Below are 13,329 nucleotides of genomic sequence, written 5' to 3'. Positions count from 1 at the left end.
CCAGTTGCGGGCAACTCTTCGGGGGCGGGCAACCGCCCCCTTTTTTTAGCGGGCCGTTCTGAAAATCGGGAGAAATCCATGGTCGACCGCGTCATTGCCACCGAAGCCACGCTGGAACTGATCAAGCAGCTGCAGGCCAAGCATGGCGAACTGATGTTCCACCAGTCCGGCGGCTGTTGCGACAACAGCGCCGCCAACTGCTACCTGCCCGGCGAACTGACCATCGGCGCCGGCGATGTCCTGCTCGGCCAGATCGGCGGCGTGCCCTTCTACATCAGCAAGTCGCAGTACGAGTACTGGAAGCACACGCAACTGATCATCGACGTCATCGACGGTCACGGCGGCACCTTCTCGCTCGAAGGCCCGGAAGGCAAGGCCTTCCACACCCGCTCGCGCGTTTTCAACGACGCAGAATGGGCCGAACTGCAAGCTGCCGGCCTCGTCTGACGGCAGCCATTTTTACAAGGAACCGAAACATGAAGTCATCCGCCACCGCTTTGTTGCTGCCCCTGCTCGCCGCCAGCCTGCTGACGCTGACCAGCCCGGCCCAGGCCTCCGAAGCCATCGTCAAGAAGGCACGCTGCGTCGCCTGCCATACCGTCGACGCCAAGCGCGTCGGCCCCGCCTACAAGGACGTAGCCGCCAAGTACCGTGGCGACGCCGGCGCCCCGAGCAAGCTGTTCGACAAGGTGCGCGCCGGCGGCAGCGGCAACTGGGGCGAAATCCCGATGCTCCCGCACGGTGCCGACAAGATCAGCGATGAAGATCTGAAAGCCGCCATTCAGTGGATCCTCAGCCTGAATTGATGGCGCCTTGGCAAAAAAAATCCGCCGCGCTTGACCAAAACCGGTCAAACGCGGCTATAATGCGCGCCCTTTCGCGTTCTTAGCTCAGTTGGTAGAGCGTCGCCCTTACAAGGCGAATGTCGGCGGTTCGACCCCGTCAGGACGCACCAGTGCTCTGGTGGTGAAATTGGTAGACACGCTATCTTGAGGGGGTAGTGCCGTAAGGTGTGCGAGTTCGAGTCTCGCCCAGAGCACCAAAAGAAAGTACAAAGCAGTCCGATAAAGGCCGAAACAGCTTGTTGATACAAGGGTTCCGGCCTTTTTTTCGTCTACTGCTCTCGAACATGCAATATTGAAATCCGACACTCGCTCTCGGTCAGGCGATTTTGGCTGATACGCCGGAAGCTGGGCGCATCAGGCGCAAGCGGCCGCCAGATTGCTTCAGTAGGTTGTACCGTAATAGGCGTGGACGCTCTTTTCCCAGGTGCTATCGGCCATGTTGGGCCAGTTGTCGCTATCGAATCCCGGGGCATTCTTCAGGCGTTCTTCGTCGGTATCCATAATAAGGCGCTTGTTTTCAGTGTCGACCTTCAGGGCGCTCCAGGGTACGGCAAACAGCTTTTCGCCGAGGCTGAGGAAGCCGCCGAAGGAGAGCACGGCGTAGCAAACTCTGCCGCTTTCGATGTCCAACATGAGTTCCTTGATGCTGCCCAGCTTTTCACCTTTCGGGTTGTACACATCGTCACTGCTCAGCGTGCTGGCGCTGAGTAATCTTGAGCCACGACGGGTGGTATTGATTACTTCGGTGTTGATCGTATCGTTCATTTGATGCTCCTGAATTTGTTTGGTGAATGACTGAATGGGAAAGAGATTGTTGGCTGAAGGGTTCGGCCAAGGCTTCGAATATCTATTTCCCCTTGCTGGCGTCCTTGATGTCTTCTTTCAGGTCGCCGTAGGCGGCCTGGATTTTTCCGCCAGATTTTTGAATCTTTCCTTTCAACTCCAGATCGTCGTTGCCGACGAGGTTGCCGGCAACTTCCTTGACTTTGCCTTTGGCTTCTTCGAGACGCCCCTTGGCTTGATCCTTGTTCATGGTGAACTCCTGATAACTAGATGAATGGAACGGGTGCCTGAGTTGCGATCCGGCATCCGTGATGGAGAGAATAGGTAAGGCGACGCCGAAAATCGGTGCGCTGGGACGCTTAACAAACGGGCCTGGCCAACGTTGGCGAGCAGACAAATTGGCCGTACGCGCGGCCTGATAACCGGCGTTTTTCACCGAAATCTCTCAAAGGAGATCGACTGGCAAGGCGGACGCAAAACGGTGCGTCAGCTATCTATTCAGTCGTTTTGCCGTTGAATTGCTCAGTGTCCCCCTCAGCGTCGGCACGGGTCTCGTGAACGACGCCATCCCGATGATTGGGTGGGGCATAGAGCGTATAGAGCTTGAGCGGCACGCTGCCGGTGTTGATGATGTTGTGATTCACCCCGGCCGGCACGAGTACTGCGAAGCCAGCTTGAATCGGCGTTCTGGCGCCATTCAGAACGGCTTCGCCGGAACCTTCTTCGACACGGAAGAACTGGTCGACCTGATGAATCTCTGCGCCGATGTCTTCCTGCGGCTTCAGGGACATCAGCACGAGCTGGGATTTTTTGCCGGTATATAGCACTTGGCGAAACTTGTCGTTTTTGACGGCGAGACTCTCGATGTCCTGCACAAAGCCCTTCATCACAACTCCTTTTTTACGGCGCTCGGTGCTTTATCGCAGGCCAAAAAATGAGAGTACGGCGATCACGACAACGATCAGCCCGACGATGTAGATAATGTTGTTCATTAGCGTTTCCTTTCGCTTAATCGGCTGGGCAATTCGTATTGCCCAGCCGATTTCACCTTACTCCGCACTTCCGTCACGCTCTGTACGCCAGCACGCACAAAAGCCTGCCTTGCCCTACCAAAGCAATGGCTGTTCACTGCTCTGAGTAAATTCGCTGGCGGCTGGCATCGTCGAACTGTCGGTTGATAAGGCTTCGTCGCAGAAATATGGCAACACCATGCCATTGGCAGAATTCTCGACAGCGACAGCGCGAATGACTGCGGCATGCGTCCTGACCGCACCAAAAACTGTCGCGATGGACACATCGGCCGCATCCCGGCCTGTACCGAAACGGACGAACCCCATCGGAATCCCGGTGCCGGAAGGATCGAAGATATACCAGCGGTAACCGAGGTAAACCTCGACGTAGGCCTGAAAATCGGGCGGACCGAGCGTCGGGTCGGCTCCGTAATCCGTGCCTGTGGCGAAGCGGGCCGGAATGTTGAGGGCGCGGCAAAGGGCGATCATCAGGTGAGCGAAATCGCGACAAACGCCGACACGTTGAATGAGCGTATCGATCGCCGAAGTGTTGGTGTTCGAACTGTTCAGTGCAAAGGTGACATGCCTTTTGACCCAGTCCTGTATTGCCTGGACCCGGCTATATCCTTGCGTCAGTTTTCCGAACTCGTTGTTGGCCAGCTTGATCAGCAGGTCCGACTGGCAATACCGGCTGGGATAGATATAGCCAATGACCTCGGGCGGCATGTCACACACAGGGACTTCGGCGATTTTGACCGGATCGGCCAAGTGATGCATCAGGTCGATCTGCGCGGAGTAGCCAAGACTCAAGGCACCTGGAGCCGCATGCAACTGCAGATAGCGATTGCCGGTTCCGGGCGCCGTATACATCCTGGGCGAGATGGGCTGGTTCAGCGTCAGGTTTTCGGTGGAAACCCGCTGATTCGGCGTCTGTGCGGCATGTATGTTGAAAACGAAATCGGCACCTGCGCCGTCAATTTCATACGTTAAGTCAATCTGCAAGTCGATCCGGATCATGAAGTGGGCGAGCTTTCGATTGTTGGGCAACCCAACCATAAGTCAGCCTCGCCGCAAACACTGTGCGCCGGGACACAGAGCGATGGCTGAGGTTTGCTTTGCTCATACCGTCTCCAGGAGCAAGACCTGTTTCAAGCCCGGCGCCCCAACCGCTCGGCAAGCCAAGTCCCCGGCAACTTTTCGTTAGCCACGTCCAACTGAAGCGAATCGCGGATAATTGCCACCTCTCTTCTACGGCACGACGCCAATGTCCTTCGCCCCTTTCAAACCCTACGCCATTGCCGGTGCCGTGCTCGCCGCCGCTTGCGCCGGCCTGGTCGCCAGCGACCGGATCAATACCGACGATCTCGTCCTGCTGTTGCCGACCATATTTCTGCTCGGTGGCTGTTTTGCCTTTATTCACGCCATCGTGGTCGGCATTGCCGCTTATCGCGGCAAGCGCTCACGCAAGACCGGCGAGCCGGTGCGTTTTTCCGATGGCGTCAATCTGATGCTCTTTGCCAGCATCCTGATCGGTGCCATGGCGGTGATCGGCTCGCACCCGTGACCTGCCGCCTTCTGGCGTTGCTGGCGATTACTCGGTAAGCTGCAGCCGTCCATCCCGAGCAAGCACATAGCGAGGCGAACATGAGCGATGTTGAATCGGCCCCGGCGGCGGCCAAGCAATCCAACCCCAACAAACTGCTGATCATCCTGATCGGCTGCGCACTGGCCCTCTCCCTGGTCAATACGGCCCTGTTGGTGCTCAACCCGACGGCGAGCAAGGTCGAAGCCTTCAACGAGAGTCTTAAAACCGACCTCGCCGAGAGCATTGCCAGCGTTCACAAAAAAGTTGATGGGCTGCGCAGTGCCGAAATCGAGTGGCAGGCCGTGCTGAAGAAGGCCAGCGAGAAGCCGGACGCGACCTACAAGATCGTCAAGTCCGGCGATGGCTTGCTGACGCTGACCGAAATTGAAAGCGTCGCTCCGGTGGCGGCCGAAGCCGCCGCCCAGGAGGCGAAGAAATAGCCCGGCCGGCGGTGCAAGCGCCTCGACCAACCCGCCGCCGTGCGGGTTTTTTCTTGCCTTTAATTTGATCCAGATCCTTCTGGCGGCGGCCAAACGGCGCACAATCCGATCATGCGAAGACGCTCCAGAAAAACGATTTTGCTGGCAGCGATTGCTGCCGGATTGCTCGCGGCCGGCATCGCGCTGGCCACCGGGGCTGAGTTGTACCTGACGCTGGGCTTTGTGATTGCCTGCATCGCCGTCATCGTCTGGGTCTATTGAATTGGCGGGCACCGGACAAGCTGGGCATTTTTTGCCTTTCCAGGCCGTCGACCGCCGGACTCGCCACCGGCGATGTGACAAGGCTGTGACAGAGCACTGCTCCAGCACAGCACAACTGTTCAATTCCTGAACAACTTGCCGGGCAACATGCGACGCAAGGTGCCATCACGCTGAATGGCATGCTTGGCGGCGCCAGCCACATGCAAGGCAACCAAGCCCGCTCCGCCCCAAGCCGCCGCCACGTGCAGCAGCTTGAACACGCCGTTCAGCCCCTCATCCGGCCAGCCGGCCTTGAGCACTTCCAGACCGAAGAATTTCAGCGGATAGGAGGAGAAGGACGAGGCCAGATAGCCGGCCAGCGGCGCCAGCAGCAGGAAGGCGTAGAGCGCGTGGTGGGTCAGGTGGGCGAGTTTCGCTTCCCAGTCGGAGACGGTGAGCGGTGGCGGCGGTTCCCGGCGACGCCAGGCAAGGCGGATGGCGAGCAGCAGCAGGACGAGCAGGCCAAAGGACTTGTGCAGGCTGTAGGCCGCGGTGCGCTCGGCGCCCTTGGGGAGATCGATCATCGTCCAGCCGCGCCAGAGCAGCCAGCAGACGATGACCGCCATCGCCCAATGCAGAATGATGGCCGGCAGGGAGTAGCGGGTGCCGCTCATCGGATGCTGACGCCCCAGGGCAGTTCGCCGACTTCGATATCGCTCAGCTTCTTGAAGCTGGCGGTATCGATCACCGAAACGCTGTTCGAGCGCCCGTTGGCAACGTAGAGCTTGGCGCCATCCGGCGTCAGCGCCATGTTCCACGGCCGCTTGCCGACTTCGACGCTGGCCACCACGGTATTGCTGGCGGTATCGATCGCCATCACCGACGGGTCGCGCCCATTCGAGACGAAAACCCGCTTGCCGTCGGGGTGTACCGCCAGGCCGTTCGGGTATTGCCCGGCCTGGATTTCGGCGACCACCCGCTGCTGCGCAACGTCGATCGCATAGACCTTGCCGGCCATTTCGCAGGCGACGTAGGCGCGACTGCCATCAGGCAGGAAGGCGATGCCGCGCGGCCGCTTGCCGACTGCAATGCTCGCCACCTGGCGACGGGCCGCGACATCGATGACGTCGAGTTGCTCGGCCTCTTCGGCGCTGACGTAGAGCCAGCGGCCATCGGGGCTGAACACGGCATGCTCGGGATTGCGGCCACGCACCTTGATGCGGGCCACTTCCCTGCCCTCCGGCGCGGTCAGCAGGACGACGCTGTTGTCGTCCTCGACGGCCACCGCCAGCAGCTTGCCATCGGCCGACAGGCTGATGCCTTCCGGCGAATCGCCGAGGCGAACGCTGCGCAGCAGCTTGCCGGCAGCGGTATCGACAATGAGCAGGCTGCCGGCCTTGGCGTCGGTCAGATAGAGATGCGCGCCATCGCTGGCCGAGCCGCGCGGCCGCTGGCCGACGACGATCTCGCCCTGACGCCGGTCGGTCGCCGTATCGATGATGCTGACGCTGGCCGATTTTTCGTTCGGTACATAAGCCAGCGGGCCAGCCAGCGCCGGGCCGGCAAAGGCCAGCGCCAGCGCGGCAAGAAGCGGAGTCAGGGAGCGCATATCGACCTCAGGCTGGGAGATGGGAAATACCGTGACGCTTGAAAATGGCCGCCACCGTACCATCGCGCTTCAGATCGGCCAGGGCCGCGGCAATCGCCTCAGCCAGTTCCTTTTCCTCAGCCTTGACAGCCATGCCGAGTGGCCAGCCGTCGATCTTCAGTTCGGCGAACTTCGGCGTATCGAGCGCGTACCCCTGTTGACCCTTGAGGCCGGCTTCCAGTTCAGCGCGCGGCGCCAACACGGCGGCCAGTTCGCCTTTGGCAAAGGCCTGCGTCGCCTCGCCGACCGTCGCAAAATGCACGACGTTCTCGCGCAGCCGGCCGTTCAGCACGCCAAGCAGGAAGGAGTCGGCCAGCGACGCCGTTTCGACGCCGATCTTTTCCCGGGTGAAGATTTCCAGCGCCACCGCCGCCGACCCGGACAGCGCCGGCACGCGTTCCGGCTTGCGGGCCAGGGCCAGCGATTCGCGATGATAGGCGCCGAAGATGCGCACCTTGTCGTTGGCCCGCGCCAGATGCTCGTCGACCGGCACATGCAGCATCACATCAGCCGGCTGGGTGCCCAGGTAATGGCCTTTCCAGACCATGTTGCGCAGGTCGTCGTTCATGTCCTCGTCGGCATTGAAACCGACGATTTCCGGGGCCAGGCCGAGCTTTTCGGCAATCGCCCGCCCGAGATCGGCATCGATACCTTTGCCGCCCTTCATCGAGTAAGGCGGAAAATCGTTATAGACGGCGATGCGCAGGCGGCCGCGCTGGCGAATGGCAGCCAGCCCGTCTTCATCAGCCACGGCCGGCAGCGCCAGCAGGAGCGGCGAGGCGGCGAGCGCCTTCAGCCAGAGGCGGCGATCAGTCTTCATGGACAGTTTCCAGCCAGGTACGGATGGCCCACATCGCTTCCTGGCTCAGCGTGCCTTCGAACGGCGGCATATAGACACGGCCGTCGCGCACGGCACCCTTGCGGATGCGCTGCATGAACACTTCGTCGCCTTCGTCGCCGAGCGGCAGGTAACGCAGGTCCGGGGCGATGCCGCCGGAAATGGCGCCGAGGCCATGGCAGCGGGCACAGTTCTGGTTGAAGGCGGAATCGCCGATGCGAATCGCCGTCTTGTCCTTGCGGTAAGGGTTGGCGGCCTGCCAGTCGGCGCCCAGGTTTTTCAGGCCGGTGGTGTCGACCGCCTGCGGCACGACGTCGCCGTGGGCGAAAACTTCCGGGACGGCTGCGCCAATAAAGAGGGCACCGATAACAGCACCGAGATAGCGGACAGATTTTTTCACAATGGCTCCTTTGGTGAGTACGTTTAACAGCTTGTGTGCTCAACCTTCTGCAAAGCCTGTGCCAGGGACGCGATGCTGTCCAGCGAGAAATGCAAATGCCTCCATCGCAACTATTGATCCCGGGGCCGGCAACTCCCCGAGGAAAATATGGTCCGATGTGGCACAGCATTTGCTCATCTTTCCGCAGCAGTGCTCGGTGCATTGCTTATAAAATGTGCAAGTGTTACGTTATGAAACAACAAAAAATACAAAAAACGACAACTGGAATGCTGGAGGAGAGATGGGACAACTTCAACTTGCGGCCGAGACACATGGCCAGCGCCTGCAACAAGCCCGGCAGCTGTTCTTCGACCGCGGCAACCTGCCCGAGGGCCTGGTCGATCCGCTGATCCTCCGCTCCTGGGAACGCTGCCTGCGCTTCGGCCTGACCGAGCAGCACCCGCTGCCCGGTGTTGAATCGCTCGACCGTGTCGCACTGAAGACCGAGCAGGACCGCAACCGCTACCTGCTGGCCCAGGGCCGGCCGATCATGGAACATGTGTTCGAACAGATCCGCGAATCGGGCAGCATGGTCGTCCTCGCCGACGCCAACGGCTTGCTGCTGGAAACCGTCGGCGACCCCGACTTCGTCGACCGCGCCGACCGCATCGCGCTGATGGCCGGCGCCTCCTGGGATGAAAACCAGCGCGGCACCAACGCCATCGGCACCGCCCTGGCCGAAGAAGCGCCGACCGAAGTGCTCGGCGCCGAACACTTCCTCGAACACAACGGCTTTCTGACCTGCTGCGCCTGTCCGATCTTCGGGCCGGATGGCCGGGTGATCGGCGTCCTCGACATTTCCGGCGACTATCGCAGCCAGCAACGGCACACCCTCGGCCTGGTCCGCCTGTCGTCGGCCATCGTCGAAAAGCGCCTGTTCGAAACGATCCACGCCCGCGACATCCTGGTCTGCTTCCATAGCCGGGCCGATTACCTGGGCAGCCCCAAGGAAGGCATCGCCGCCGTCTCGCCAGACGGCCAAGTGCTGGCGGTGAACCGCAAGGGCCTCGAACTGCTCGGCATCCGCCAGGTCGATGCCGTGCGCCGCGACTTCTCGATCGTTTTTGAAAGCAACCTGTCCGCCCTTGTCGACCGCCTGCGCGGCAACACGCAAGGCAGTTGCGAAATCTCGGTCAATGGCAAGCAGATCCACGTCCAGTTGCGCGGCCAGTTGCCGCCGCTGAGCATCGCCGGCCGGGTCTATGACGAGCCGACCGCCGTTCGCCCGCCCCCGCGCCGCCAGGAAAACGCTGCCGCCCCGCAACTGACGCTGGACACCCTGAACACCGGCGACGCCCGCCTGCAGGCCGCCATCGACCGCTCCCGGCGCATTCTCGGGCGCGACATCCCGATCCTGATCCAGGGCGAATCCGGGGCTGGCAAGGAAATGTTCGCCAAGGCCTTCCACAACAGCGGCTCACGGCAGAGCGGCCCCTTCGTTGCGCTGAACTGTGCCTCGATTCCGGAAACGCTGATCGAATCGGAACTCTTCGGCTACCAGGGCGGCGCCTTCACCGGCGCCCGCAAGGAAGGCGCCCCCGGCAAGATCCAGCAGGCGCACGGCGGCACCCTCTTCCTCGACGAAATCGGCGACATGCCGCTCAACCTGCAGGCCCGCCTGCTGCGCGTGCTGCAGGAACGCTGCGTGACCCCGCTCGGCAGCACCCGCGCCATCCAAGTCGATATCTCGCTGGTTTGCGCCACTCACCGGAAACTGCGCGAGGAAGTGGCGCGCGGCAGCTTCCGCGAAGACCTTTACTACCGCCTGAACGGCATGTGCGTCACCCTGCCCGCCTTGCGCGAGCGGACCGACATCCGCCAGATGGTCGGCAAGCTGGCCGCTGCCGAAACCGGCAACCGGACCCCGGTCCGCTTTACGGAAAGCGCCATGCAGGCGCTGGAAAGCTATAGCTGGCCGGGCAATATCCGCCAGTTGTTCAACGTCATCCGGGTCGCCATCGCGCTGCTTGACGACGGCGAAACGCTGATCAGCGAAACCCACCTGCCGGAAGAGCTGTTCGAAAGCCTGCCCATCGCCCCCAGCGTGCCGCTCGCCAACAGCGACGTCTGGGCCGCGGCGCCGCTCGACAATGCCGGCAGTCTCGAAGAGATCGGCCGCCAGGCCGCCCTGCGCACGCTGGAAGCGGCCGGTGGCAATATCTCGGCGGCAGCCCGCCAGCTGGGGATTAGTCGCAATACGCTGTATCGCAAACTGGGCAGGCTGTAAGGCCGCCCCCAGCGAACGCAAAAGGCCCGGTGATCCGGGCCTTTTTTACAGCCAGGGCAAGGGATTGCGGCTCAGCGCAACGCTGACGATATAGCCGTAGGCAAGCAGCGCCAGAACAAAGTAGCGGGCGCGGATCGCCTTGGTCCGGCCGCGCTTCAGGGCCATCGCGCCGAGCACGATATAGGCGAGCAGACCGCCCAGCTTGGCGGTCAGCCAACCCTGGACGAACGGATACTGACCGCTGAGAAAGGCCATGCTCAGCGCACTGCCGAGCAGTAGCGTATCGACGACATGCGGCAGGACGCGGACCAGCCGCTGCTGCAGCATCGGCGAGTCGCGCAGCATCCACCAGCCGCGCAGGCAGAAGCCGAGACCGCTGAGGACGACGCAGGTGACATGCAGATGTTTCAGGGCGAGATAGATCATTTGCTCCCGGCCAACTTGGCCGCCAGCTTGACCTGGATATCCCGGCCGAACTGGCGATAGCGGCGGATGGCGCCAAACAGGTTGAACCACAGCCAGCCGCTGGCCAGCGCGAAGCCCAGGCCGGCCGGTCGGGCCAGCCAGTCGGGGAAGAACACCGCGGCCAGCAACAGCGCCAGCGCCGCCGCGTAGGCGATCATCTGCCGCTGCATGTCGGTATCGGCCAGGATCTTGTTCATGCTCGGCGCCGGAACCTTGGCCTGCCCCTGGTTCTGCAGATGGGTCCAGGCCAGGAAGGGCACGATTTTATAGAGCATGCCGACGATGAAAGGCAGAAAACCGCCGCCGACCAGCAGGATACCAAAGAGCAAGGTCCAACCAGCTGAATCGGTGGCAGCCGGCCAGAGTGCTGCGGTCAACAGCATCAAAAGGGCAAAAATGCTCGCCGTCAGCCCCAGTTGCCAGTAATGGTAGGTGGCATCGGCCCGCGCCCGCCGCCGTTGTTGCTGCAGGCGCAGCGTCAGACCGGCGAAGGCGATGCCGACGATCGCCGCCAGCCCCTGGCAAAGCCGGATCAGCGCGCTGAGGTCAAAAAATACGGCGGCGCTCCACAACAACAGCAAGCTCAGCATGGCCAGCGGAAACCACCAGCTCGGCTTGGCCGGATAACCCGGCGTCAGCTGGAACATCGGGACCACGACGTAGGCGATGGCGGCGAGCAGCACGCCGGCCCAGCCGCCCAGGCCCCAGCCGGCATGCAGGTCGGTCAGCACCGGCAGCGGCAAAGCCCAGCCATGGGCCAGCGCGAAGGCCATCACGGCACCGAGGGCGACGACGCCGAACAGGCCGAACAAGGCCAGCTTCAGGCCACGAATGGTCGGGCTGGTCGACGGCACGCCGATCAGCGCCAGCGTCGTGGCGACCAGGAAAACCAGTACCGTCGCGGCAAGCAGCAAGGCGGCAGCGCTCAATAGCAGCGGCTGGCCCAGATAGAAGCCACCGGCCAGCAGCAAGGCACCGATACTGAGGCCGAGATGCAGAATCGTCGCGATCAGCAGCGGGCGTTTCAGGTTGGCCCCGGCCACCACGGGCAGGATCTGGATCAGCGCGCCGAGCATGACCTGCAGCATGAAGCCGACCGTCATCAGGTGGGTCGCGGCCAGCGTCGCCGGCATCCAGCGCGAGGCGAACAGGGCCGGCCCTTCGAGTAGCAGCAACAGCCCGGCGAGCACGGCGAACAGCGGCGCCGTGACAAAAAACCGGAGCGGTGCCGCGAAGGGAGGCGTGTTTTCGAAAGAGAGCAAGGCTTGCATCGGGTGATGCGGCTCAGCTTGCGCGCATCACGGCCAGATCAGGATTTCGTAGGTACCGTCCGGCATCAGTTCGGTCTCGTAGGCGTGACCGTTCTGCTTCAGCACCTTGTAGAGCGGATGCGGCTCGCGGTAGAGCAGCAGCAGCATCTTCTCGCCATCCTTCAGGAGATCGAGCATTTCCATGGTCTTGACGAAAGGCTCCGGCGGCTCCATGAAACGGGCGTCGACGACATGCGGGGTTTTGGGATGACTCATGCTTCGGACAATTCGCTTTCCAGGTGTTGAAGGACGGCCGGCAGTTCCTCGGTCAGATGCTGGTCGCACATCGGGTAGAGAATATTCTCTTCCTTCATGTTGTGCTGCTGCATCATGATCAGCAGGGTTTCCGCCTGGCCGAGGTAATCCTCGGTATTGCCCGCGCCCAGCGCAGCGGCTGCTTCATCGAGCAGCGCACGCATCTGGGCATGTTCCATGCGCATGACCTGGGTCGGCCCCATGCTCATGCCGGTCTTGGCTTCGAAAGTCGGGAAAAGCGTCTTTTCCTCGGCTGCGAAATGGGCCAGGATGGCCGACTGGAAATGCGCGAAGGCCGCACGGGCGGCTTCGATATTGTTCTTGGCCATGGCCTGCTCGGCCTCGGCAAACAGATCATCGCAATGGCGATGATCGTCGGTCATGAAAGTTCTGATGGTGGTCATGGCTCACTCTTGGCGTTGGGCTAGGGCCCCATTCTCGGGGCCACCGCCAGCGGCCACCTTGACCGCCGTCAAATCCCGCAAGAATCAGGCTTTGACGATACCGACCTGCAGGTCGTCGAACCAGTTGATGAAGCGCTGGACGTCGGCACCACGGTAGATCGCGCCGTGCTGCGGGCAGAGCATGTCGATATCCATCTGCGACACCCGCTCGCACCAGCGGCGCTTGGCCTCGTTCGACCCCATCCAGCGCCGGTGAAAACCTTCGGCATGGCGGATGTGACGATCGAAGTCCTCGACGAACAGGCTGTCTTCACCAGGTGGCAGGAGTGCCGCGCCAACGTCGCCGGAGAACATCACCTTGGCGATCTTGTCGTAAAGGTTGAAATTGCCGGACGAATGCAGGTAATGCGCCGGCACCGCCTGCAGGATCAGGCCTTCCAGCGAAATGTCGGTGCCTTCGTCGGGGATCGGCACGAAGGTATCCGCCGTACCGCCGAAATGCGGGATGAAACTGCTCCACAACCAACTGACGTAGCAGCGCATGCCAGGATTGAATTCGAGCCACAGGGCCAGTGAGGAACAGATGTCCGGGTCCTGGTGCGAGGCGAAGATGCCGGCCAAGGCCGAAGGATCGAACTCGGCCGACAGCGCCGAAAAGACGGCCGGGAAGATTTCCGCGCCGCCCGGGTCGAGCAGCAGCCCCTTGCCGCCATGGGTCACCAGGTATTCGTTGGTATCGACCAGGTAATTGGGCTTCTCCGGGTCGCGCACGATCGCCACCCACTTATGGTTGCCCTGCTGGAAAATGGTCTTTGTTGTTTTCATGTATCCCCTCCCGGA

19 protein-coding genes and 2 tRNA genes are annotated in these 13,329 nt (G+C 61.8%); 8 read left to right on the top strand and 13 right to left on the bottom strand.

What is annotated here, in order from left to right; genetic code table 11:
- Nucleotides 1–78 precede the first annotated feature (78 nt).
- The 4 genes from GH663_RS10615 to GH663_RS10600 all read left to right on the top strand — a co-directional run bounded on the left by GH663_RS10615 (nucleotide 79) and on the right by GH663_RS10600 (nucleotide 1,042).
- Complete coding sequence (locus tag GH663_RS10615; protein ID WP_153131614.1) at nucleotides 79–447, top strand: DUF779 domain-containing protein; 369 nt, start codon at nucleotides 79–81, stop codon at nucleotides 445–447.
- Nucleotides 448–476: 29 nt separating this feature from the next.
- Nucleotides 477–806 (top strand): c-type cytochrome, encoded by a 330-nt coding sequence (locus GH663_RS10610; RefSeq protein WP_211371119.1) that lies wholly within the window; start codon nucleotides 477–479, stop codon nucleotides 804–806.
- A 73-nt stretch (nucleotides 807–879) separates the two neighbouring features.
- Nucleotides 880–955: transfer RNA gene (locus GH663_RS10605), tRNA-Val, on the top strand.
- A gap of 2 nt (nucleotides 956–957) precedes the next feature.
- Nucleotides 958–1,042: transfer RNA gene (locus GH663_RS10600), tRNA-Leu, on the top strand.
- A gap of 184 nt (nucleotides 1,043–1,226) precedes the next feature.
- Here the strand turns inward: GH663_RS10600 and GH663_RS10595 are convergent.
- From GH663_RS10595 to GH663_RS10580, 4 genes are all read right to left on the bottom strand, one after another.
- Nucleotides 1,227–1,610, bottom strand: coding sequence for a PRC-barrel domain-containing protein (locus tag GH663_RS10595; RefSeq protein ID WP_153131612.1), 384 nt, complete (start codon nucleotides 1,608–1,610; stop codon nucleotides 1,227–1,229).
- 82 nt (nucleotides 1,611–1,692) lie between these two features.
- The gene (locus GH663_RS21195) at nucleotides 1,693–2,064 is read right to left on the bottom strand and encodes a CsbD family protein (RefSeq protein ID WP_246181555.1); all 372 of its coding nucleotides are present in this window, start codon (nucleotides 2,062–2,064) and stop codon (nucleotides 1,693–1,695) included.
- A gap of 58 nt (nucleotides 2,065–2,122) precedes the next feature.
- Nucleotides 2,123–2,515, bottom strand: coding sequence for a cupin domain-containing protein (locus GH663_RS10585; protein WP_153131610.1), 393 nt, complete (start codon nucleotides 2,513–2,515; stop codon nucleotides 2,123–2,125).
- A gap of 219 nt (nucleotides 2,516–2,734) precedes the next feature.
- The gene (locus GH663_RS10580; protein WP_153131608.1) at nucleotides 2,735–3,655 is read right to left on the bottom strand and encodes a transglutaminase-like domain-containing protein; all 921 of its coding nucleotides are present in this window, start codon (nucleotides 3,653–3,655) and stop codon (nucleotides 2,735–2,737) included.
- 247 nt (nucleotides 3,656–3,902) lie between these two features.
- On the opposite strand from GH663_RS10580, the gene GH663_RS10575 reads away from it, so the two are divergent.
- The 3 genes from GH663_RS10575 (at nucleotide 3,903) to GH663_RS20985 (ending at nucleotide 4,924) form a co-directional block, all read left to right on the top strand.
- The gene (locus tag GH663_RS10575) at nucleotides 3,903–4,202 is read left to right on the top strand and encodes a hypothetical protein (RefSeq protein ID WP_153131606.1); all 300 of its coding nucleotides are present in this window, start codon (nucleotides 3,903–3,905) and stop codon (nucleotides 4,200–4,202) included.
- 80 nt (nucleotides 4,203–4,282) lie between these two features.
- Entirely contained in the window at nucleotides 4,283–4,663 is a 381-nt protein-coding gene (locus GH663_RS10570; RefSeq protein WP_153131605.1) for a hypothetical protein, read from the top strand.
- 111 nt (nucleotides 4,664–4,774) lie between these two features.
- Nucleotides 4,775–4,924, top strand: coding sequence for a hypothetical protein (locus tag GH663_RS20985; protein WP_170291397.1), 150 nt, complete (start codon nucleotides 4,775–4,777; stop codon nucleotides 4,922–4,924).
- Nucleotides 4,925–5,043: 119 nt separating this feature from the next.
- Here the strand turns inward: GH663_RS20985 and GH663_RS10565 are convergent, their stop codons facing one another.
- Genes GH663_RS10565 through pedF form a run of 4 tightly spaced genes read right to left on the bottom strand, consistent with a single transcriptional unit; the run spans nucleotide 5,044 to nucleotide 7,789 of the window.
- Nucleotides 5,044–5,577, bottom strand: a complete 534-nt coding sequence (locus GH663_RS10565) for a cytochrome b (RefSeq protein ID WP_153131603.1) — start codon at nucleotides 5,575–5,577, stop codon at nucleotides 5,044–5,046.
- On the bottom strand, nucleotides 5,574–6,512 hold the full coding sequence (locus GH663_RS10560) for a beta-propeller fold lactonase family protein (RefSeq protein ID WP_153131600.1): 939 nt from the start codon (nucleotides 6,510–6,512) through the stop codon (nucleotides 5,574–5,576). The genes GH663_RS10565 and GH663_RS10560 overlap by 4 nt, the downstream gene beginning before the upstream one ends.
- Nucleotides 6,513–6,519: 7 nt before the next feature.
- Entirely contained in the window at nucleotides 6,520–7,371 is an 852-nt protein-coding gene (locus GH663_RS10555; RefSeq protein WP_153131597.1) for a substrate-binding periplasmic protein, read from the bottom strand.
- On the bottom strand, nucleotides 7,361–7,789 hold the full coding sequence (gene pedF / locus GH663_RS10550; RefSeq protein WP_153131595.1) for a cytochrome c-550 PedF: 429 nt from the start codon (nucleotides 7,787–7,789) through the stop codon (nucleotides 7,361–7,363). The genes GH663_RS10555 and pedF overlap by 11 nt, the downstream gene beginning before the upstream one ends.
- 280 nt (nucleotides 7,790–8,069) lie before the next feature.
- Here pedF and GH663_RS10545 point away from each other — a divergent pair, with 280 nt between their 5' ends.
- Complete coding sequence (locus GH663_RS10545) at nucleotides 8,070–10,055, top strand: sigma-54-dependent Fis family transcriptional regulator (protein ID WP_153131593.1); 1,986 nt, start codon at nucleotides 8,070–8,072, stop codon at nucleotides 10,053–10,055.
- A 45-nt stretch (nucleotides 10,056–10,100) separates the two neighbouring features.
- On the opposite strand, the gene GH663_RS10540 is transcribed toward GH663_RS10545, so the two are convergent.
- The 5 genes from GH663_RS10540 to GH663_RS10520 form a co-directional block, all read right to left on the bottom strand.
- The gene (locus tag GH663_RS10540) at nucleotides 10,101–10,478 is read right to left on the bottom strand and encodes a SirB2 family protein (protein WP_153131780.1); all 378 of its coding nucleotides are present in this window, start codon (nucleotides 10,476–10,478) and stop codon (nucleotides 10,101–10,103) included.
- Complete coding sequence (locus GH663_RS10535) at nucleotides 10,478–11,791, bottom strand: hypothetical protein (protein WP_153131591.1); 1,314 nt, start codon at nucleotides 11,789–11,791, stop codon at nucleotides 10,478–10,480. The genes GH663_RS10540 and GH663_RS10535 overlap by 1 nt, the downstream gene beginning before the upstream one ends.
- A gap of 27 nt (nucleotides 11,792–11,818) precedes the next feature.
- Nucleotides 11,819–12,046 (bottom strand): DUF2249 domain-containing protein, encoded by a 228-nt coding sequence (locus tag GH663_RS10530; protein ID WP_066882687.1) that lies wholly within the window; start codon nucleotides 12,044–12,046, stop codon nucleotides 11,819–11,821.
- Nucleotides 12,043–12,489: a hemerythrin domain-containing protein gene (locus tag GH663_RS10525; RefSeq protein ID WP_066882688.1), complete on the bottom strand. Its 447-nt coding sequence runs from the start codon at nucleotides 12,487–12,489 to the stop codon at nucleotides 12,043–12,045. The genes GH663_RS10530 and GH663_RS10525 overlap by 4 nt, the downstream gene beginning before the upstream one ends.
- Nucleotides 12,490–12,573: 84 nt before the next feature.
- Complete coding sequence (locus tag GH663_RS10520) at nucleotides 12,574–13,314, bottom strand: oxygen-binding di-iron domain-containing protein (protein ID WP_153131589.1); 741 nt, start codon at nucleotides 13,312–13,314, stop codon at nucleotides 12,574–12,576.
- Between the last annotated feature and the right edge of the window lie 15 nt (nucleotides 13,315–13,329).

It is taken from the genome of Dechloromonas hortensis, assembly GCF_009469765.1.
Taxonomy (GTDB): domain Bacteria; phylum Pseudomonadota; class Gammaproteobacteria; order Burkholderiales; family Rhodocyclaceae; genus Azonexus; species Azonexus hortensis.
The sequence above is the reverse complement of the archived record's forward strand: the minus strand, read 5'-3'. Positions and strand labels throughout refer to the sequence as shown.